Origin of the sequence: Streptosporangium sp. DT93 (assembly GCF_049844535.1) — a bacterium.
GTDB lineage: Bacteria > Actinomycetota > Actinomycetes > Streptosporangiales > Streptosporangiaceae > Streptosporangium.
The window spans coordinates 457,563-477,874 of sequence record NZ_JBNCLF010000005.1 but is presented as its reverse complement, the minus strand read 5'-3'; the positions used below and the strand labels follow the sequence as shown (position 1 = coordinate 477,874).

Sequence of the window (20,312 nt, the reverse complement as noted above, 5' to 3'; positions counted from 1 at the left end):
TCCACCGGAGCCGCCCCCTCGGCCCGTCCGGGAAGGGTGACGGCCGGTACGGGTAGGGTGCGGTGATGCGGACCCGCCCTCTCGCCGATCGAGCCGTGACCGGCCCGGACGACAGGACGCGGTCGTTGCGGGACGCCCTGGTCGCGGCCGGGGTCGTCGGGGTGTTCTGGGTGCCGCCCGCGATCGGCGCCGCGGACCCGCCACGACTGGTGGCCGGGCTGGTGCTGGCCTCGGTGGCGGGCGCGGCGATGATCCTCCGGCGGCGCCTTCCGGCCTCCTCGACGACCGCCGCCGGGATCTCGACCGTCGCGGGAGGCCTCCTGGGGGTGTGCCACGACCCCATGCTCGCCACGGCGTGGTGCCTGTACGCCCTCGCGATCGCCCGCGCGTCCCGTACCCGCGCGTTCGTCCTCGTCCTGGCCGGTGCCCTCGCGGCGCTGACGGCGGTGACGGCCGTTCCCGGGGAGGGCACGAGCGGCGCCGGGCAGCGGCTGCTCCTCTCCGTCGCCGTGCTGAGCGTCGCCTGGCTGCTCGGCGCCACCGCCGCCCGGCAGATCGCGGCCGCCCGGGAGGCGGAACGGGCCCGCGTGCAGCTGGAGGTGGCGCGCGACGTGCACGACGTGGTCGGTCACGCGCTCGGGGTGATCGGCGCGGAGGCGGGCGTGACGCGGGGCCTCGCGGACGCCGGTGAGCAGGAGTTACGCGACTCGCTGGCCGGAATCGAGGCGCACGCCAGGAGTGCGCTGGAGGAGATGCAGGGCCTCGTGCGGACCCTGCGCTCCTCCCCCGCTCCTCCGGTCTCGCGCGCGGACGCGGGACCGTGGGACGGGACCAAGACGCCGGTACGGGCGGGCACGAAGCCCCGGCAGGCGGTCACGGAACCGCGGGAGGCGGTCGCGGAACCGCGAGAGGCGGTCACGGAAACGCGGGAGGCGAGCACCGGGATCGCGCGCCTGCCCTCGGTGATCGCCGCGACGCGCGCCGCCGGGGTGGACGTCGAGGCCCGGATCGACCCGTACGGGCACGACGGCCCGCACGGCCCGCACGGCCACGGCGGGCACGTCGATCCCCTGGCCGGCGCCGTGGTCCTCCGGATCGTCCAGGAGGCGCTGAGCAACGTGGTCCGGCACGCCCCCGGCGCGGAGTGCGTGGTGGACGTCCACCGGGACGGCCCGATGATCGTCGTCCGTGTCCGCGACCACGGCCCGGGAGCCCGCCCGGCCCCGGCCTCCGGATCCGGGCCTCCCGCATCCGGGCCTCCCGGGCAAGGGACGTTCACACACGGAACCTCCGGACACGAGCCCCCCGGGCATGAGCCCTCCGCGCACGAGCCCCCCGGACACGAGCCCTCCGCGCACGGGACCTCGGGATTCGGGCTGCCCGGCATGCGGGAGCGGGCCCGGCTGGCGGGCGGCACCGTGACCTGGCGGGATCACCCGGAGGGCGGGTTCGAGGTCACCGCCCGCCTGCCCGCCCGGGGTGCCCGGGGTGCCGCGTGACCGGGTCGCCGGACGAGGACGCGAGGGGACGCGAGGTGATCGGCGTCCTCCTGGCCGACGACGACGACCGCTTCCGCGGCGTGTACCGCAAGCTGTTCGACCGGACCGAGGGGTTCCGGGTCGTGGCGGAGGCGGCCGACGGGGCGGAGGCGGCCAGGCTCGCCGAGGCTCTGGGACCGGCGGTGGCGCTGCTCGACGTACAGATGCCGGGCACGGACGGGCTGGAGGCGGCGCGCCGCATCCTGCGCGCCCGGAGCACCCGGGTGATCATGTTGACGACCTTCGACCTCGACGAGTACGTGTACGAGGCGCTGACGCTCGGGGCGTCGGGGTTCCTGCTGAAGAACGCGTCCCCGCCCGAGGTGCTCCAGGCGGTCCGTACCGTCCACGCGGGCAACGCCATGCTCGCCCCGGAGGTCACCGCGCGGCTGCTGCGGCGGTTCGCGCCGCAGCGGCCCGACCGCCGGCACGCGTTCGCCGGGCAGGTGCTCTCCGAACGGGAGGTGCAGGTCATCCGTTCCGTCGCGCGGGGGCTCTCCAACCGGCAGATCGCCGACGAGCTGTTCCTGAGCGTGGAGACGGTCCGCACGTACCTGCGGCGCATGTTCGCCAAGCTCGGCGTGAACGACCGCACCCACCTCGCCGTGCTCGCCCACGAGGCGGGACTGCTGCGCGAGCCCCGGAGCCGCTGACCCGCACGCCGCCGAGGGTGGTCCCGGCAGGTGTCTACTTTCGGGTGACGCGGGCCGGAGCCCCCGCACCGCAGGCTGGAGCCGTCCATCCCACCCGACGGCGGAACGGCGAGACAGACGATGATCGAGGTTCTCGGGCTCAGCAAGCGGTACGGGAGGAAGGTGGCCGTCGACGACGTCGGCTTCACCGCGCGTCCCGGCCGGGTCACCGGCTTCCTGGGCCCGAACGGGGCGGGAAAGTCCAGCACGCTGCGCATCCTGCTGGACCTGGACGCGGCGACCGGCGGCACCGCGTCGATCAACGGCAGGAGGTACCGCGACCTGACGTACCCGCTGCGCACCGTCGGGGCGCTGCTCGACGGGGCGGGGCCGGTGCCCGAGCGGCGGGCCGTGGACCATCTGACCTGGATCGCCCGGTCCAACGGGATACCCCGGCGCAGGGTCGGCGAGGTGCTCGACATCGTGGGCCTGGCCGACGTCGCCCGGCAGCGGGTGAGGAAGTACTCCCTGGGGATGGGGCAGCGGCTCGGCATCGCCGTGGCGCTGCTCGGCGACCCGGAGATCCTCGTCCTCGACGAGCCCGCGAACGGGCTGGACCCGGAGGGGATCCGCTGGATCCGGACCCTCCTGCGCGACCAGGCCGCGTCCGGCCGCACCGTACTGCTGTCCAGCCACCTCATGGCGGAGATGGCCGGCACCGCCGACGACGTGGTCGTCATCGACCACGGCCGCGTCGTCGCCCAGGGCCCCCTCGCCGAGGTCACCGCGGGGCACGCGTCGCTGGAGGAGGCGTTCTTCGCCCTCGTCGGCGACCGGCCGGGACCGGGACGGTGAGCACCCTGCTGCGCGCGACCCGGGCGGAACTGTCCAAGATCCTCACCCTGCCGGGCGTGTGGATCGTCACCGGGATCATTCTCGCCCTCGACGTGCTGATCGTGTCCGCCTCGGCGGGGCTCTACGCCGAGGCGGTGGCGAACATCACCCCCGACGGCATCATCGAGATCTTCATCGACGACCCCCAGCCGGCGAACGCGGCGATCCTCGACATGCTCGTCGCCTCCTCGCTGCAGATCGGCGTCTTCCTGCCGATCGTCGCCGCGATGATGGCCGGGCAGGAGTTCCGCGCGCACCAGCTCGGGCCGACCGTGCTCGCGATCCCCCGGCGGGGCCTGCTGCTCGTCGCGAAGACGCTCGCGCTCACCGCCTACCTGATCGTCGTGGCGATCCTGATCGCGGGGATCAGCACCGCCTCGACGTACGCGGCCGTCAAGGACTGGAACCCGGGCCTGCTGCTGACCGGGGAGGCGTTCCTCGGGCAGGGGAAGTTCGTCGTCTTCGCGGTGCTGTTCTCGCTGACCGGTTCCGCGATCGCCGTCATCGGCCGCGGCACCCTGGTCGGCGTCGTCGGCGTCGTCGTACTGATCGCCTTCACCATGGTGCAGTCGCCGTCCGAGGCCGGCCCGGCCCTGGACGCGTTCTTCCCGGCCAGTGCCGGGCGGAACCTGCTGCTGGACGCCGACGCGAACCGCCTCAGCGCCGGCCCGGGGCACGGCCTGCTCGTGCTCGCCGGCTGGGCGCTGGTGACCACGGTCGTCGCCGGGATCACGCTCGCCAGGAGGGACGCCCGATGAGCACCGCCGATCCCGGGGTGCCCCACGAGATCGACGAGACCGTCAGGTCCGGCAGCTTCGACGGAACCACCGGCAGGTCCGGCAGGTCCGGCGAGACTGTCAGAACCGGCACGACCGGCACGACCGGCGATGTGTCGCGCGCCACCGGCGCCCCCCGCTTCGGCGACGTCCTGGCCGCGGAGCTCCTCAAGATCCGTACCCTGCCCGCCACCTGGATCGCCGTGGCCCTCGCCTCGGCCGCGAACCTCGCCCTCGCGCTCCTCGCCACCACCGACGTCGTGCGGATCGCCGGCCAGGACGGGCCGGTCGCGATCGAGCGGCTGGGCACGCTCATGCTGTCCCCCGCCTACGTCCTCGTCGCGATCGCCGTCCACGCGGCGGGCGGCGAGTACCGCACCGGGCAGGTCCGCGTCACCCTCGCCGCCGTGCCCGGCCGGAACCGGCTGTACGCCGCCAAGCTTGCCGCGACCGCGACGGCCGTTCTCCTCGCGACGGTTCCCGTCGTCCTTCCCGGCCACCTCGTCCGGTACGTGCCGGAGGTCACCGGCGGCCACCTCGGGGCCGGCGCCGCGGCCCGTGACCTGGCGGCGCTCCTCGGGATCCACCTCCTGTTCGCCCTGATCGGCCATGGCCTCGCCGTCGTCGCGAGGGGCGTCGCCCTCCCGCTCGCCGTGCTCGTCGTCACGCCGGTCCTCGTCTCACCACTGCTGGCAGGAAGCCTGCCGGACCTGGTGAGGCTCCTCCCCCACGAGGCGGCCCTCGCCCTGCTGGGCACGCCCGGCGACCCGGGCACCTCCCTGGGCCGCACCGGCGGGCTGCTCGCGCTCACCACCTGGGCATTCCTGCTCACCGCGGGCTCCTGGATGATCTTCTCCCGGCGGGACGGCTGAGGGTCTCGTCGTCCGGTCCCTCCGGCAGGTGAAGCACTCCCTCTCCCTGCCCGCCGTCACCCGCCGGCCGGGCGCTCGGCGTCCGCGATCCCTCGGAGATCACCGTCAGGGCCTTCCGCGACGGCAGAGGCGACCAGAACGTGAGGCACGTCGCCGGGGAGCTGGGCGTCCGCCCCGAGAAGCCCTGATCCGGCGATCTCCCCACCGGCGTCCGTGGGACCACCGATGTCCTCATCCGCTCGCCCGCGTCACACCCCTGACGGAACGAACCCGGGCGACGAATGGTGCGGAACGGACCCAGGTGACGAACGGGTGCGGAACGGAGCGCGCGCGATAAATGTCGGTGACCCTGGCTACGGTCCCGATCATGACCAACGCGGTACAGGCGTACGCGTACGCCGGCCCCTCCACGCTCGACGCCGGGCACCTGGCCTTGTCCACCTCGGGCGGGCGTACGGCGCGCGGCCTGACGAGTCGCCCCCGCTTCTTCAGCGGCCTGCTGACCGAGGCCGCTCCCGCCGCGGCCGGGCTGCTGGCCGTCGCGAACGTCGCGCAGGCCCGCTACGACAACCCGGCCCCGACCTTCTCCCGCGATCCGGTGGTGACCTGCAACGGCGACCGGCTCCGTTTCGAGTCGTTCTCCGCCTGCGGCGGCGTCTACGCCCGCCTCGACGTGCTGGAACGCGCCCTCGACGGGGAGGTGATCGACCTGGGCACCACCAACGTCGACGTCAACGGCCCGCTGCGCGAGGCGCTGGCCCGCGTCGGCGGCGCCGACCCCCTCCACCTGGGCGTCGGGCGCGACGAGCTGGCCGTCACCACGCTGGACGGCGCGGTGGTGGAGAAGAAGGTGCCGCTGCCCGAGCGGTGGCTGCGCGGTTTCGCCGAGGTCCAGCTCGTCACCGCCGGTTTCGACCTGCGGGCGGAGCTCACCGGCCCCGAGGCGGTGCGTTTCCTGCGCGCGCTGCCCCGCCGGGCCGGCTCGGTCCTGTGGGCCCTGCCCTCGGGCCGTTCGCTGCGGCTGACCGCGAACCCGGTCCCCGGCGCCGTCTGCCTTCCCGGCCCGGACCGGCTGGCGACGATGCTCACGCTGCTGCGCTTCGCCAGAACCCTCAGGCTGTACGGCCCGGCCCGCCCGGAGGCGGCCGTGGCGAGCGCGTGGGAGCTGGAACTGCCCGGCATGCGGTACGTGCTCACCCTGTCCCCCGACAGCGGGCGTTCCTTCTCCACCGAGGGTGCCGTCCTGCGGACGCTGGCCGCCGACGACGACGGCGCGGACGACGCCGACCTGGTCGGCGCGCTGCTGGCCTTCGAGCCGAGGGTGGAGCCCGACCTGCTGGCCGAGCGTTCCGGCCTGGAGGTGTCCCGGGTGCGGGACGCGCTGATCCGGCTCGGCGCGGCCGGCCGGGTGGGCTACGACACCGCCGAGGCCGGCTACTTCCACCGCGAGCTGCCCTACGACCGCGACAGGGTCGCCGCGATGAACCCGCGCGCCAGGGCCGCCCGCGAGCTCGCCGACGGCGGGGCCGTGCGGTTCGACGGCCCCGATCGTGCCCTGGTGGCCTCCGGCGACCAGGTCCGCGAGGTACGCGGCACCGCGTGCACCTGCCCGTGGTGGGCCAGACATCGGGGGGAACGCGGGCCGTGCAAGCACGTGCTCGCCGCGCAGATCGTGAAGGAGACCCGGACGTGACCGCGTGGGACGACGTACGCGAGCTGATCGACAAGAGCGACGCCGACGGCGTCGCGGCACTGGTCGTGACCCTGGACGACGCCGCCAGGCGCCAGGTCGCCAAGGAACTTCCCGGGCATCTCAAGGAGATCCGGCTCTACCTGGACTCCTGGCGCGGAGCCGGGGAGCACGCCGAGGCGTTGCGCGCGGCTGGTGCCGGCACGATCGCCACCGCGACCTCGGTGGCGTCCTGGCTCACCCGGCGCGGCCTGGTCGGCGCCGGCGAGACGGTCGACGACACCCCGCGGCTGCTCGGCCTGGCCGGCGTCCGCCCGCACGCCTGGCAGGCCGAGCTGGCGACACGGCTGGCGGGCAGGCTCCGCGGGGGCGACCCGAACTACGGGCTGACCGCGGCCCTGATCAGCCGGACGGGCATCGAGCCGCCCACCGGCGACGGTTTCGTCGTGGGCTGGGTGTCGGCGGTGCTCGGCGGACGGCAGGTGTCCGGCACGCTGGCCACCGACCCGCTGGCGGACGCGCTCCTGCCGAGGATCTTCCACGCCCAGGGCGTCGGCGAGGTCCTGCAGTGGGAGTACGACCCCGCCGACGGCCGTACCTGGCTGGGCGGGCTCCGCGCGCTGGCCGCCGACGGCCGGGTCGACCGCGACATGCTGCTGGAGGGGTGCGTCGGCCGGTTCCTGCGCGGCGGCACCGCGCTTCAGCTGCGCTTCTTCGTCCGCCTGCACCAGGCGCTGGCCCCCTCCCCCGCCGAGGTGGCGCCCCGGGCCCGCGACTACCTGCGGCTGCTGCCGTCCGCGCCCGGCACGGTCGCCGAACTCGCCCTGGGCCACCTGCGCGCGCTGCCCACCGCCCCACCCGCCGTGACGCCCGGTGTCGCACCCGGCGTGACGCCCGGCGACTTCGCCGAGGCCCTCGACGCGCTGATGTACCGGCCGGAGAAGAAGCTCGTGCGCGCCGGCCTGTCCTGGCTCGACCGGTCCGTGCGCCTGGGACCCGAGTACGCCGAGGCGGCGGCCGCGGCCCTGGCGGCCGCCTTCGGCCACGACTCCTCCGACGTGCAGGAACGCGCCGTACGACTGGCCGTCAAGCACGCCGCGCACCTGGATGCGGCACCGCTGCGCGACGCGGCCGCCGCCCTGCCCGCCGACCTGCGCGCGCTCCTCGGCGTCTCGCAGAGACCGGCGCGCGACGAGAGCCTCGCGGGGAACGACGGATCGGCGGAGGGCGACGAGCCGGTCCCCCTGATCGCTCCGGCCCTGCCCCCCGCCGAGTCCCCGCCGCCCGTCACCACCGTGACCGAACTCGCCGCGGAGTTCACCCGGCTCGCGAACGACCCTTTCAGCGAACTCGGCTGGCTGGGCACCGAACGGTTGATGGCGGGGCTGGTCGAGCTCACCCACCGCGATCCCGCGGCCGTACGGAAGGCTCTGGCCCCGCTACCGGCCCGCAGGTGGGGGTGGTGGGGTGAGGACGACAATCCGTTGTCGTGGTTGTGGAGGACCATGCAGGCCATCACCTCTCCGTGGACGCCGCCGTCCGTGCCCCGGTTGCCGGACCCGAGCCGAGCCTCGGTGCCGTTCCTGCTGATCATGCGCCGAATGGCCGAGCTCGTCACCGCGGCGCGGGCGGGCGACCTGCCGCCGGTGCTGCTGGCCACCCCGACGAGCGACAGCGGCCATGTCGACCCCGCCGAGCTCCTCGCCCGCCTCGAACGGCTGGAGGAAGCGGGCAGGGAACCGCTGAACGTCGACCTGCATCAGGCACTGCTGAGGATCCCCCGGCGGGTCGACGCCGAGGTGGCCGCGAGGGCCGCCCGGCTCACCGGCCCCGCCGGGCGGCTCGTGGCGCGCTGGATGGCCGGAGACCTGCCGGCCGATCCCGTCGTGACGGTCCGCTACCGCTACACCGCCGACACCGACCGCTGGTTCGACGAGGGGCGCCCGCCGGAGTACTACCGCGACCCGTGCGCGTCCACGTTCGTCGCGGCCTCACCGACCGGGCTCGACCTGATCGACCCGCTGTGCCGTGACCCCGAGAGGGACGTCCGTCACCGGGGCGGGTGCATGAACTGGTGGGCCGGGGTCATGCCCTCCCACCGCGAGGTCGTCGCGGCCCACCTGCTGCCGTTGTTCGACTGGGAGTGGCGCGAGCGCAGCCCCGGCCTGCCGGTCCTTCACGACCTCGCCCGCGCGGACGGCCCCCTGGGCCCCGCCTTCGCGGCCATCCTGGTCTTCCACCTGAACGACGAGGACCCGGCCGGGCGTACGGCGGCGCTGGACGTGCTCCTGGCCCTCGCCGCGACCGGTGACCTGCCCGCCTCCGACGTGGGAGACCAGCTCGGCCACCTGGTCGGGAACGGCATGGTGACGCTGAGCCGCGTCGTCCCCTCGCTGGCCGAGGCCGAACGCGCGGGCGCGGGCGCGCAGGTGTGGCGGATCGTCGCGGCGGCTCTTCCCCGCGTCCTGCCCGCCGACGGCGAGCGGCCGGCCGGCGGCCTGGCCGACCTCATCGCGCTCGGCGTCAGGACAGCCCCGCCCGGCGGCACCACGCACGTCCCCGGCCTGGCGGCGATCGCCGCACGCGGCGGATCGAGCCGGATGGCCCGTGAGGCGGCCCGCCTCGTCCGGCTCCTTCCCCCCTGATCCCGGGACGGCCGGGTGCCGCCGGGCCACGGGCCCGTACGGTGCCCGGCCGTCTCGCACGGAGCGGCCGGGCACCGTACCCGGATCAGCCGACGCTGGCGATGACGGCGAAGCGCGCGCCGAAGGGGTCGGCGGCCACGGCGAAACGGCCGACGCCCTCGATGTCGGCGGCGGGTGCGACGATGTCGCCGCCCAGCTCCCGCACCCGGTCGACGGCCGCGTCACAGTCGGCCACCTCGAAGTACGACAGCCAGTGCGGCCGGTCCCCCTCCTGGAGCCCCATGACGCCTCCCAGGTCCTGGCTGTCGTCCCCGGGGGTCGACAGCAGCAGGTACGGCATGTCGCCGAAGGAGATGTCCTGGATCTTCCAGCCAAGGACAGTTTGGTAGAAGGAACGCACGACGTCGTTCTGGGGGACGTACAGCTCCAGCCAGGCCAGGGAGCCGTTCTCGGTGACGAGGTCGAGGCCCGTGATCGCGCCCGGCTGCCAGACGGCGAACTCCGCACCGGCGGGGTCGGTGAACCCGGCCATCCTGCCCTTGTCGAAGACGTCGTCCGGCGCGACGCGCACGGTCCCGCCCGCCTGCTCGACCGCCTTCGCCGTGGCGTCGGCGTCGGCGGTCCGGAAGTACGGCGTCCACGCCGAGGCCGCCCCCTCCTGGGTGAGCGGCCCGACGGCGGCGACGACCTTGCCGTCGAGCTCGAAGAAGCCGTAGCCGCCCGCCTGCGGCCCTGCCGACCGCAGGCTCCAGCCGAGCAGGGGGCCGTAGAAGGCGGCGGCGGCCTCGACGTCGGGCGTACCCAGGTCGATCCAGTTGGGGGCACCGGGGACATAGCGGGTGGTGAGCATGGACCTCGTCCTTCGACGCGCGCACGTGCCGGTGACCCGTCCTCCGGGCTTCCGTGCCCGTCCTCCGGGGTTTCCGTGCGCTGGGGCGGATTGATTGAGCCGGTCGCCCGCCAGCCTGACACGGCCCACCGACAGTTCCCGATCATCCGCCTCCGGCGCCCGGGCGCCTCACCCGGTGACGCGGTCCTCTCCGCGCACGCGCCTCACCCGGTGGCCCGACCCCCTGCACGCACGCTCCTCACCCGGTGACGCGGCCCCCTGCACGCACGCGCCTCACCCGGTGACGCGGCCCCCTGCACGCACGCGCCTCACCCGGTGGCGCCGGCCCCTCCGCGCACGCGCCGTACGAGGTCGTCTGCGGCCTCCGGCCACCCGGCGTGCTCGAAGGCGAAACCCGCTTCGAGCAGGCGGCCGGGGACGACCCGGCGGCTCTTCAGCAGCAGTTCGGTGTCCGAGCGCAGCGCGAACGCGCCGAGTTCGGCCATCCACCGCGTCGCGGGCAGGCCGACCGGCACACCCCACGCCGCGCGCAGCACGCGCATGAACGCCCGCTGCGGCAGAGGATCGGGAGCGGCGAGGTTCACCGGCCCGGACAGGTCGTCCCGTCCGGCCAGGAACTCGACGGCGCGGACGAAGTCGCGGTCGTGGATCCAGGACACGTACTGCGCGCCGCCCGCGATCGGCCCGCCGAGGCCGAGCCGCGCCATCCGCAGCAGGACGTCGAAGACGCCGCCGCGATCGGGGCTCATCACCATGGCGGTGCGCAGCGCGACCTTGCGGGTGTGCGGGGTCGCGGCCCGCTCCTGCTCCCGTTCCCACGCCTTCGCGATCTCGACGCTGTAGCCCCAGTAGCCCGGGACGCCGGGTTCGGTGCCGCCGAGCACGCCGGTCGCCTCGTCGTTGGGCGCGTCGAAGCGGTGGGCGTAGACGGTGGCGGTGCTCATCTGCAACCAGACCCGGGGAGGCCGCGCGGAGGCCGCGATCGCCTCGCCCACGACCCGGGTGGAGTTCACCCGCGAGTCCATCATGGCCTTCAGGGTGGCGGGGGTGTAGCGGCAGTCGACACTGCGTCCGGCCAGGTTGACCACGACGTCGCTGCCGTCGATCTCCTGCGCCCAGGGCCCGGGGGTCTCCCCGTCCCAGCGGACCTCGCGCTCCCGCGCCGGCCGTCTGGTCAGCACCACGACGTCATGTCCCGCGGCGGTCAGCGCGCGATCCAGGATCGCACCCACCTGACCGCTTCCGCCGGGTATCACTATCTTCATCGGACCCCCCAGGACGTGTGGTGCGAGCCTAACGCGCCGATTGAACGCGTTCAAAGGAGGGTGTCCCGTACGGCCGCGCGGCGCGGGTCCGCAGGAGCGCCGGGGGCCTCCGGTACGCGTTCACCGCCCCGCCGCGCGGAGTGGCGGCGCCGTTCCCGGTCACCGGCCTGGACCGACGCCGCGTCCGGGAATCTGGCCCTCGCCGGACATCGTCCCCCGCCGCCGTCCACCACGGCCTCCCGCCGGACGTCGGCGACACCGGCCCGGCGCGCCCTGCCGGGGGCATACCGGACCGGTTCTCACCCCTTCATCGTCCTCGTCGTCGAGAACGAACCGGCCGTGCCGTCCGGACGGCGGAGGAGGACTTCGTCATCCCGCCCGGCCGCGCATCTAGCCGAGTGAACCGTGACGCGCGATCACGTACTCGTACGGCCAGCCGCCGGGGTGGGTCATGTTTCCGACCGCCCAGGTGGTCGTGGTGCCGGGAACGCTCACGAGGTTCCGGATGTAGGGCGAGTGCTCGAACGTCCCGGAGGCGGGCACGGTCGTCCACCGGCCGTTCACGTAACGGAGGAACGTGGCGTTCCCCCTGTTGTCGTGGCTGCTCACCCAGAGGCGTCCCGACGCGTCCCCGGTGATGCCGTAGAGCGCTCCCGTGCTGATCGGAGACGTGACCGATCGCCACCTGACGCCGTTCCAGTGCAGGAGGAGGGGCTTGGGGGTGAGGCTTTCGCGGCCTGTCGAGCCCACCGCCCACACGTCGTTCGCCGAGACCCTGTGAACACCCCAGAGTTCCCCTCCGGGGACGGAGGGGGTGGGGGTCTCACGCCAGGAGGCGCCGTCCCAGCGCATGATGAGCGGTTTGTCGTCGGCACGCCCCACGGCCCAGGCCTCGGACCTTCCCTCGGCGGTCACGGCCATCAGGCGTGCGGACCCGGGACCGGTGTTGGTGCCGGTGAACACCGCCTTGAACTCCCGGCCGTCCCATTCGGCGATGAAGGGGCGGCCGGTCGAGGCCCCGACCATCCAGGCGTGGTCCCGCCCCGTGGCGGCGACGTCGTTCAGGCCCACGTACTGGTCGTCGGGGAAGGGAACGAAGGTACGCCAGGCGTTGCCGTCCCAGCGTGCGGCGTAGGAGAAGTAGCCTTCGGCCTTTCCGAGGACCCAGACGTCGTCCTCGCTCGACGCGCTGACGGCCTCCAGGTTCCAGGGCCTGTCGGGAAGCGTCTGCTCCGTCCACCCCGTCCCGTCCCAGCTCAGCAGCGCGTACGGACGCTCGGGAGTTGTGCCGCCGTACGTCGACCCCTGATGACCGACGGCCCAGGCGTGGTTCGCGTCGACGGCGGCGACGTCCACAAGGCCGCTGTTCATCGGCAGTTCCGGACCGGATGTCACCTGCCATCCGGAGGCGGTGGAAGCGGGGGCGGGCGTCGGTGTCGCGCTCGGGGCGGACGGCCACGCCGGCCTCGGTTCTCGCGCCGGCTGGAATGCCGGGGCGAGGACGGGCCCGGCGGCGGCGGGAGGCCCGGGGGACGTGTCGGCCGAGGCGGCGGGAAGGGTCCCGATCAATGCCAGGACCATGCCGCTCAAGGGGAGCGCGACGAGAAGCCGCGATGGTCGGAGGGCGCGTGCCATGAATCCTCATTTCTCGTGATCTCTGTGCCTTACATGATCGCCATGGCCCCCCGACGGGTCACGGGCCGGAGAGCCTCCGTAAGAGGTCCGTAAGAACGCGTCACCGTCACGCACCCGCCTCGCCCGTGCCGGTGGACACCGTCATCGGGGTCATCGAACGCGACGCGTCGAGCTCATCCCGATGACGCGGTACCCGCCGGGGACGGGTCGCTCGCGCTCGTGTCGTGCCGACCGTGACATCCCGCGACGGGTCGGATGCGCACGAACGGCTTTCACGGCCGGCCTCCACGCCCGGCCCTCCCACCTCGCGGCCGGCACCGGATCGTCGATCGTGCGAGCACGGAAAATCCCCAGGACATAACACTTCACGCCTATAAGGTGCGTCCGTGGACACTCTGGAAAGCCTCGTCATCGCCAGGCGGCTTCGGGTCCCCATCGACGCCCCCGGCACCCCCGAAGACGCCGCCGACACCGCCGACACCGCCGACACCCCGGGCCGGGGAGAGGTGGTCGCGCGCCAGCTCGACGCCGCGCTGCTGAGCGTCGGCTTCACCTGCTCGGCGGCCCTGCTGGAACGCCTGGGCAGGCTGCCCGGGGAGACGGTGATCGATCTCGGTGTACGGGTCCTGGCGGCCGTTCGTCACCTGGTCGGCGACCACGTCCGGCACAACGCGTACTTCGTCGACTTCCCGGAGAACGTGCCCGGCACCGTGGAGTTCTGGGCCGGGTTGCTGCGCCGGGCCATGCTCGACCCGGTCGCCGCCACGCCCGTCCCGTCGCCGGTGGTCGACCTGCTCGCGCTGCCCGGCTACGGCCGCTACCGGCACACCTACGCCGACCTGCTGGCCGCGCACGCCGAGCTGATCCCGCTGGCCGGCGACCGGGTGACCGTGCTGGAGCTCGGCGGAGCCCTGGAGGCGGAGGCGCGCGAGCTCTACCTGTCGCTGGCGGGCTCGGAGGTGCCGCTGCCCGCCGAGGACCTGACGGCGCTGCGGTCGCTGGCCGCGTTCTGCGCCGACGAGCCCGAGCGCATCCCGGTGCGCGAGAACCGCGCCGTCCTCAACGAGGTACGCCTGGCCGCGGGCCGCCCGCCGCTCGTGGACACGGTGACCGACGTGCTCCGGCTCGCCTGCGGCCTCTCCGGCGGTGACGTCACGCTGGCCGTCCCCACCCGGTTCCGCTCGTTCCCCCGGGCCGAGCGCCGCGCTCTCCTGCGGGCCCTGGACGCGGTCGCCTCCCCGGCCGCGCTCGGCGACGTCACCCGGTACCGCGAGCGGTGGAAGCGGCTCGGCGAACGCCTCCACCCCGGCGAGCACCCGGGCTTCCCGCGCGCCGCGCACGTCTTCGAGGTCGCCAGAGGCGTACGCCGGGCGCGCGGCCTCGACAGCCGGGTGGAGGAGGCCCTGTCGGCGGGCCGCACCGGCGACGCCGTCGAGCTGCTGGAGAAGGCGCCCGGCGCGCTGCTGCGCCGCCTCGACCACCTGCTGCGGACCGGCTCGCCCGCCTCGGCCGTGCTGGACGCCGCCGAGAGGGCCGCGGCGGGCGCCTCCGGCCGGGTCCTGTTGTCGTTGCGCGAGCACCTGCAGAACCGGCTCGCCCCCGCGGCCGGGCGCGTCTTCGTCAACCGGCACGGCAGGGCCTGGACGGCGGCCGACACCCGCCCCCCGATCGAGGAGGACGTCGTGTCACGGGCGGCGGCCGTCCTGGACGAGGAGATCACCCGGCGCCTTCCCGACCCCGGCACGCTGATCGTCGACCCCGACGCGCTCGACGTCGCCCTGCCGCTGTCCGGCAAGGCCGTCGCGCCCGGGCTCGGCATGCTGCCGCGCGGCTCGCTGTCGGCGGTGGACGGGGACCTGCTGCGGTTCTTCGTCCACTGGCGGCAGGCCGGGCAGCGCACCGACTACGACCTGTCGGCCCTGATGCTGGACGCCTCCTACGGCGACCCCGAGCACATCTCGTGGACGAACTACGGCAACGACTTCGCCACGTACTCCGGCGACCTCGTCGACGCCCCCGAGGGCGCGAGCGAGTTCATCGACGTCCGCCTCGCGCAGGCGGAGCGACCGATCGTCATCCCGCAGGTGGACATCTACAGCGGGGAGGCGTTCGACGAGGCCGCCGAGGCGTTCTTCGGCTACATGACCAGGGACGCCGAGCAGGAGGGCATGCCGTTCGAGCCGCGTACCGTGCGGATGAAGTCCGACCTGCGCGGGTCGGGGCGGGTCGCCCTGCCGCTCGTCTTCCTGCGCGGCGACGACGGGGCCTGGCGGGTGAAGTGGCTGCACCTCTACCTGAAGGGCGCGCCCCGCTTCAACCAGGTCGAGGGCAACCGCCTCACGACCTCCCTGCTGGTGCGCTCGATCGTCGAGCGTGACCACCTGCGGGTCCGGTACCTGGCCGGCCTGCTGCGGCGGAAGGGATCGTCGGGCGAGCACACCACCTACATCGGCCTGCGGGCGCCGTCGGATCTTCCGGCGGGCACGCGGGTGTACGCGCCAGGGACGCTGCACGAGCTGATCCCCGCCTGATAACGTGACGGTCGCGAGGCCATGGGAGGGCTTCCTTCTCACTCTTTTCTGGTAAAGCCAGCCTTCCCGCCTTCCTCGCGCTCCGGTCGTGAGGCCATTCGAGAGCTTCCTTCAACCTGGTTCAATTCCAGGTAGGCCCAATCGGGCCTGCTGGTATCTCAGCTTTCGAGCCTTCCTCACGACCGGCCGACGCCCGGACCGGGAAACACATTCCAAAAAGTCGTGTGCCACCGCCGATTGTCAGTGGCCGCACACCGGCGTCGTCTCTCCGCTCACCCTCTGGTCCTTTTCGCTCTGCGCTCAAGGTCCCTGGCGAACTCCGCCCAGGCGGCGGCGTTCTCCTTGGCCGCCTGGCAGACCAGATCCACGCAGTGCTCCGGAACCGCGTCGATCAGCTGCTCCCGGCTCGGCGCGAGCGCGACACTCATGCTGAGCATGCGCAGGAGGATCCGATTGTGCTCCCGTGACCGCAGAGCCGGATCCTTGATCAGGATCTGCAACGGCGACGCCCGGCGGCGGTCACATCCCGGTTCGGGTGATCCGGCGGCACAGGGCTCGGACGCGGTCGCCGGAGCCGGGACGCCGGAAGCGGCGGGTTGCTTCCGCGACGCCGCGTCAGGTCGCGCGTCAGCGGATCGCGACGAGTTCGGCAGCGGACCTTCCCCGCGCTCGAGACGCTTGCGGACGTCTCGCACCGTACTCGGCGAGATCCCCGCCTGCTTCGCGATCCGCCGCAGCGAGGCATGCGGCTCCCTCGCCATCAACTCGGCCGCACGGATCCGGCCCGCGGAACTGCCCAGCCCGCGAATACGCCGATCGTTCCTCGGCTGCGACACCGGCTGGGCACTCCCGGTGAACACCGAACGACGAATGGTGCCCACCGTCCGGGCGGGCAGTCCCGCGACCTTGCCGATCACCCTGTCGGACCAGTGCGGGTGCGAGCGGACGATCCGGTCGACGGCCGCCGCGCGGTCGGCGGCGGACAACGGCAGGCCGTGCGCGATGTTCTCCCTGACCGCGATCACGAACGCGTCGCGCTCGTCGCCGTCGAAGAACCGCACCCGGATGTTCCTGTCCCCCCGCAGCATCGCCACCCGCAGACGATGCATCCCGTCCACGATCCGCATCGTGGGCCGATGCACGATCACCGGGGGCAGCGCGGTCTCCTCCAGGCTGGACAGCAGCCGGATGTGCTGCAGGTCCTCCCCCATGCTTCGCGGCGTGTCTGCGGACAGCAGCGAGCGGACCGGGACCGTCTCCACCTGCGAGAGCCTGAGACAGTAATCCTCATCCGATGCCTCCTTCGCGATCCGGTCTCCGTACAACAGGACGGTTGTTCCAGCCCGGTCAGCCAATCCGGTCTCACCTCCGACGAAGTCCTTCGCTCCCGCTCCGGGCCCGCCGGCACTCCGCCGGGCCCTCCCCCGTTCTGCCGGGATTTCCCGGACACCATTCCAGATCGCGCTCTCGGACTTTTCCCACCATTTATCTCGATCTTGTTCCGCATCGCGGCTCAGCCTCCCGAGCCGGAGGACCTGCGAGTATTCGGACGAGCACAGCCCGGGCATGTCCGGCGGTCTTCCAACGGCTGATCCTCCAGGTGAAGCGCGGGTGACCCGTACTCCGGCAGCTCGAGCAGATCGAATGCAGAAGAGATCAATTACGCTGGTCGTCACCGCGTGGCAACCGGTGTCCACGTTCAGGGTGGAGTTCCCGCGGACACATCGGCTTCGGAGGAGGACGACGGTGCGATTCCGCGTACTGGGGCCGGTGGAATTGTGGCGCGACGGACATTCGATCGCGGTCGTCGGTGAGAAACAACGGACGCTGCTGGCGGTGCTGGTCATGAACGCCGGGAGGACCGTCTCCCAGGATCGGCTGCTGACCGCGTTGTGGGGGGCCGATCATCCGGCCTCGGCTCGGAAGCGCCTGCACAACTACGTGTGGTCGCTGCGCCGCCTGCTGAACGACTCCGATGCCTTGACGCGTATGCCCACCGGATACTGCCTGCGCTTCCCCCCTGGCGATTCGGATCTCGAGGCGTTCCTCACCGCGACGTCGGAGGGCCGGCGGCTTCTGGCGGCAGGCGACGTCCCGCGGGCGGCACAGCGGTTCCATGACGCGCTGGCACTGTGGCGGGGTCCCGCCCTGACCGGCACCGGCGCCGAACTGCAGGCGGCCGAGGGGATCGCGCTGGACGAGCAGCGACTGACCGTTCTCGCCGAGCGGATCTCAGCCGATCTGGCGCTGGGCCGCCATGCCGAGCTGATCGGTGAGTTGCGCCGGCTGGTGACCGACCATCCCCTGCACGAACCGCTGCACGGGCAGCTGATGCTCGCGCTGTACCGCGTCGGCAGGCAGTCCGAGACCCTGACCGTCTTCCGCGATCTGCGCCGGGTCCTCACCACCGAGCTGGGCACCGAGCCGGGCCCGGACCTTCAGCGGTTGCACCGGCGCGTCCTGGCGACCGACCCGGAACTCCACCTGACCGTGCCGGCCGTCACGCCGGAAGGTGAGCGGACGGCACCGCACACCACCGCCGGCTCGGCGGCGCCTCCCGACGACCCGTCCCCCGCCTTCGAGGTGACCGGGCTGTGCCAGCTGCCGCGGGCCATCGGTGACTTCACCAGCCGGGACGACGAGATCGAGCGGCTGGTGCGGGGGGCGGTCAAGGACGCGCACTCGGCGGTGGTCATCGAGGCGATCGACGGAATGGCCGGCGTCGGCAAGACCGCCCTGGCCGTACACGTGGCCCACCGGCTGGCCGCCCGTTTCCCCGACGGGCAGCTCTTCCTGGACCTGCACGGCCACACCCCCGGCCGGCGGCCGGTCACCCCTCTCGAGGCCCTGCGTACCCTGCTGCGCGCGACGGGCACGGCGCAGGAGAGGATTCCCGACGACATCGAGGAGGCCGCCGCCCTGTGGCGATCGGCGACGGCCGGCCGCCGGATGCTCGTCGTGCTCGACAACGCCGCCACCGCCGGCCAGGTACGGCCGCTGCTCTCGGGCCGGCCGGGCGGTCACATCGTGATCACCAGCAGGCGGCGGCTGGCGGACCTGGACGACGTCACGGTGCTCTCCCTGGACGTGCTGTCGCGGGCCGAGGCCGTCGCCCTGTTCGTCCGCATCATCGGCGTCGAGCGCGCCCACGCGGAACGGCGGGTGATCGACGAGGTCGCCGACCTCTGCGGGTGCCTGCCGCTGGCGCTACGGATCGCCGCCGCCCGGCTGCTCCACCGTCCCGCCTGGACGGTGCGGGACCTGGCCGACCGGCTGGGCGACCAGCGGCGCAGGCTGCGGGAACTGCGTACCGGTGACCACGACGTCGCCGCCGCCTTCACGGTGTCCTACGAGCAGCTGACCACCGTCCAGCAGCGGATGTTCCGGTTGCTCGGCCTCGTTCCGGGCGACGACTTCGACGCCCACGCGGCCGCGGCCCTCACCGGCTCGTCCCCGGCGGAGGCCGAGGGCACGCTGGAGGAACTGCTCGACGCCCACCTCCTCCAGCAGCACACCGCCGGCCGCTACAGCTTCCACGACCTGCTGCGCGACTACGCCCAGCAGACCTGCCTGGCCACCGAGTCCGAAGGCGAGCGCGACGCCGCCGCGGACCGCCTGCGCGCCTACTACCTGGCCGCCGCGCTCCTTTGCGTGCGTACCCTCGGCCACGGCAGCTCTCATCGGCCCTTGTCCGAACCCGTGCCCTTGGCGGAACCGCAGGCCGTCACCACCCGTGACCAAGCAGTCGCCTGGCTGGATGCCGAGCGCGGTAACCTCGTGGCGGCGGCCCTCACCGTTCACGACATCTGGGCCGTCGACATGTCCATGACCTTGTGGCAGTACCTCTATTACCACGTTCACTACAGCGAGGCGTTGGCCCTTCATCGTCATGCCTCCGATGTCACCCAGCGGCTCGGCGACCAGAACGTGCACATCCAGATACTCATCAATCTCGGCATCACCTTCTGGAAGAGCGCGCGGTACGAGCAAGCCCTCCAGCATCACCGGCAGGCACTCGACCTCGCCTCCCGAATCGGCGATCGTGCCACGCAGAGCCGCGCTCTGATAAATCTCGGCATAACCTGCGCGATGACAGGGAATTACGAGCGGTCGAACGGCTACCTGGAGCGAAGCCTCGTTCTGTCTCGTGAAACCGGTAACCGTCAGCGCGAGGCCCGCAACTTGTTGAACATCGGCATCAACTACGAGCGGATGGGGCGCTATCGCCTTGCCCTGCGTTATCAGGAACAGGCTCTGGCCTGCGCACGTGGTATCGAGGATCAGGTGACCGAGGGCCGGGCACTGGGCACTCTCGGCTACACCTACGGCCGGTTGGGACGTCATGAACTTGCGGTGAGTCACTCCCGGCTGGCGCTCGCCGTCGCTCGCCGGACCGGTGATCGTGGCTGGGAGGTTGAGATACTGAACACCCTCGGGGCCGCCTACACGGGGTTACGTCGTTACCAGGAGGCCCTGCCCTGCTACCGGCAGTCTCTTGCGCTCGGCCGTGAGATAGGAAATCGCTCCAGCCAGGCCGAGACGTTGGCCGAGCTCGGCAACTTCTATCTGCAGTCGGGCCGTCATTCGGAAGCTCGGGATCATCACCAACAGGCCTTGGCCATGATCGACGAGATAGCTGACCCTTTCAACAAGGCCGCCGTCCTCAACGGTATGGGGCAGGCCGCGTGCGTCACGGACAAGCCGGCCGAGGCTCTGGATCACCATCGACAGGCACTGGCGCTGGCCGAAAGCATCGGCCATCTTTACGAGCAGGCCCGTGCTCATCGGGGTATGGGTGATGCCCTGCATCGGACGAAACACCCCGAAGCCGTCGATTCGTGGCAGCGGGCATTGAACATCTTCACTGAGATCGGCGCTCCCGAAAGAGAGAGCGTAGAAGAATGCCTCGCGGCCGAGAACGGCATCGTCGGCCTTCAAGAAATTCGCGAGCCTTCGATACCCGACACCACCCGATAGCCGACGG

Annotated in this window: 13 protein-coding genes; 9 read left to right on the top strand and 4 right to left on the bottom strand. The window is 72.7% G+C overall.

The window, feature by feature from the left end; genetic code table 11:
• Positions 1–65 precede the first annotated feature (65 nt).
• From ACLQ2R_RS14690 to ACLQ2R_RS14660, 7 genes are all read left to right on the top strand, one after another.
• Entirely contained in the window at positions 66–1,499 is a 1,434-nt protein-coding gene (locus ACLQ2R_RS14690) for a sensor histidine kinase (RefSeq protein ID WP_425960035.1), read from the top strand.
• Positions 1,496–2,191, top strand: a complete 696-nt coding sequence (locus ACLQ2R_RS14685) for a response regulator (RefSeq protein WP_425960034.1) — start codon at positions 1,496–1,498, stop codon at positions 2,189–2,191. Before ACLQ2R_RS14690 ends, ACLQ2R_RS14685 begins: the two co-directional genes overlap by 4 nt.
• Positions 2,192–2,311: 120 nt before the next feature.
• Positions 2,312–3,025 (top strand): ABC transporter ATP-binding protein, encoded by a 714-nt coding sequence (locus ACLQ2R_RS14680; RefSeq protein WP_425960033.1) that lies wholly within the window; start codon positions 2,312–2,314, stop codon positions 3,023–3,025.
• Positions 3,022–3,822: an ABC transporter permease gene (locus ACLQ2R_RS14675; protein ID WP_425960032.1), complete on the top strand. Its 801-nt coding sequence runs from the start codon at positions 3,022–3,024 to the stop codon at positions 3,820–3,822. Before ACLQ2R_RS14680 ends, ACLQ2R_RS14675 begins: the two co-directional genes overlap by 4 nt.
• A complete protein-coding gene (locus tag ACLQ2R_RS14670) occupies positions 3,819–4,712 on the top strand; it encodes a hypothetical protein (RefSeq protein WP_425960031.1) in 894 nt (297 codons plus the stop codon). Before ACLQ2R_RS14675 ends, ACLQ2R_RS14670 begins: the two co-directional genes overlap by 4 nt.
• A gap of 367 nt (positions 4,713–5,079) precedes the next feature.
• Positions 5,080–6,405, top strand: a complete 1,326-nt coding sequence (locus ACLQ2R_RS14665; RefSeq protein ID WP_425960030.1) for an SWIM zinc finger family protein — start codon at positions 5,080–5,082, stop codon at positions 6,403–6,405.
• Complete coding sequence (locus tag ACLQ2R_RS14660) at positions 6,402–9,047, top strand: DUF6493 family protein (RefSeq protein ID WP_425960029.1); 2,646 nt, start codon at positions 6,402–6,404, stop codon at positions 9,045–9,047. The genes ACLQ2R_RS14665 and ACLQ2R_RS14660 overlap by 4 nt, the downstream gene beginning before the upstream one ends.
• Before the next feature lie 85 nt (positions 9,048–9,132).
• On the opposite strand, the gene ACLQ2R_RS14655 is transcribed toward ACLQ2R_RS14660, so the two are convergent.
• From ACLQ2R_RS14655 to ACLQ2R_RS14645, 3 genes are all read right to left on the bottom strand, one after another.
• Positions 9,133–9,897, bottom strand: coding sequence for a VOC family protein (locus ACLQ2R_RS14655; protein WP_425960028.1), 765 nt, complete (start codon positions 9,895–9,897; stop codon positions 9,133–9,135).
• 308 nt (positions 9,898–10,205) lie between these two features.
• Complete coding sequence (locus ACLQ2R_RS14650; RefSeq protein ID WP_425960027.1) at positions 10,206–11,162, bottom strand: TIGR01777 family oxidoreductase; 957 nt, start codon at positions 11,160–11,162, stop codon at positions 10,206–10,208.
• A gap of 390 nt (positions 11,163–11,552) precedes the next feature.
• Positions 11,553–12,533 carry a hypothetical protein gene (locus tag ACLQ2R_RS14645; protein ID WP_425960026.1) on the bottom strand — a complete coding sequence of 327 codons (981 nt, stop codon included), beginning with the start codon at positions 12,531–12,533 and terminating at the stop codon, positions 11,553–11,555.
• A gap of 650 nt (positions 12,534–13,183) precedes the next feature.
• Here ACLQ2R_RS14645 and ACLQ2R_RS14640 point away from each other — a divergent pair.
• A complete protein-coding gene (locus ACLQ2R_RS14640) occupies positions 13,184–15,328 on the top strand; it encodes a hypothetical protein (protein WP_425960025.1) in 2,145 nt (714 codons plus the stop codon).
• 272 nt (positions 15,329–15,600) lie between these two features.
• Here ACLQ2R_RS14640 and ACLQ2R_RS14635 read toward each other — a convergent pair whose 3' ends face one another.
• Positions 15,601–16,590, bottom strand: coding sequence for a ParB/RepB/Spo0J family partition protein (locus ACLQ2R_RS14635; protein WP_425960024.1), 990 nt, complete (start codon positions 16,588–16,590; stop codon positions 15,601–15,603).
• A gap of 484 nt (positions 16,591–17,074) precedes the next feature.
• On the opposite strand from ACLQ2R_RS14635, the gene ACLQ2R_RS14630 reads away from it, so the two are divergent.
• The gene (locus tag ACLQ2R_RS14630) at positions 17,075–20,305 is read left to right on the top strand and encodes a tetratricopeptide repeat protein (RefSeq protein ID WP_425960023.1); all 3,231 of its coding nucleotides are present in this window, start codon (positions 17,075–17,077) and stop codon (positions 20,303–20,305) included.
• Positions 20,306–20,312: the final 7 nt, after the last annotated feature.

Excerpts from the sequence above, each read along its gene's own strand:
- ACLQ2R_RS14690 (WP_425960035.1), top strand. The coding sequence starts at position 66 with ATGCGGACCCGCCCTCTCGCCGATCGAGCCGTGACCGGCCCGGACGAC.
- ACLQ2R_RS14680 (WP_425960033.1), top strand. The coding sequence starts at position 2,312 with ATGATCGAGGTTCTCGGGCTCAGCAAGCGGTACGGGAGGAAGGTGGCC.
- ACLQ2R_RS14670 (WP_425960031.1), top strand. The coding sequence starts at position 3,819 with ATGAGCACCGCCGATCCCGGGGTGCCCCACGAGATCGACGAGACCGTC.
- ACLQ2R_RS14665 (WP_425960030.1), top strand. The coding sequence starts at position 5,080 with ATGACCAACGCGGTACAGGCGTACGCGTACGCCGGCCCCTCCACGCTC.
- ACLQ2R_RS14655 (WP_425960028.1), bottom strand. The coding sequence starts at position 9,897 with ATGCTCACCACCCGCTATGTCCCCGGTGCCCCCAACTGGATCGACCTG.
- ACLQ2R_RS14650 (WP_425960027.1), bottom strand. The coding sequence starts at position 11,162 with ATGAAGATAGTGATACCCGGCGGAAGCGGTCAGGTGGGTGCGATCCTG.
- ACLQ2R_RS14645 (WP_425960026.1), bottom strand. The coding sequence starts at position 12,533 with ATGAACAGCGGCCTTGTGGACGTCGCCGCCGTCGACGCGAACCACGCC.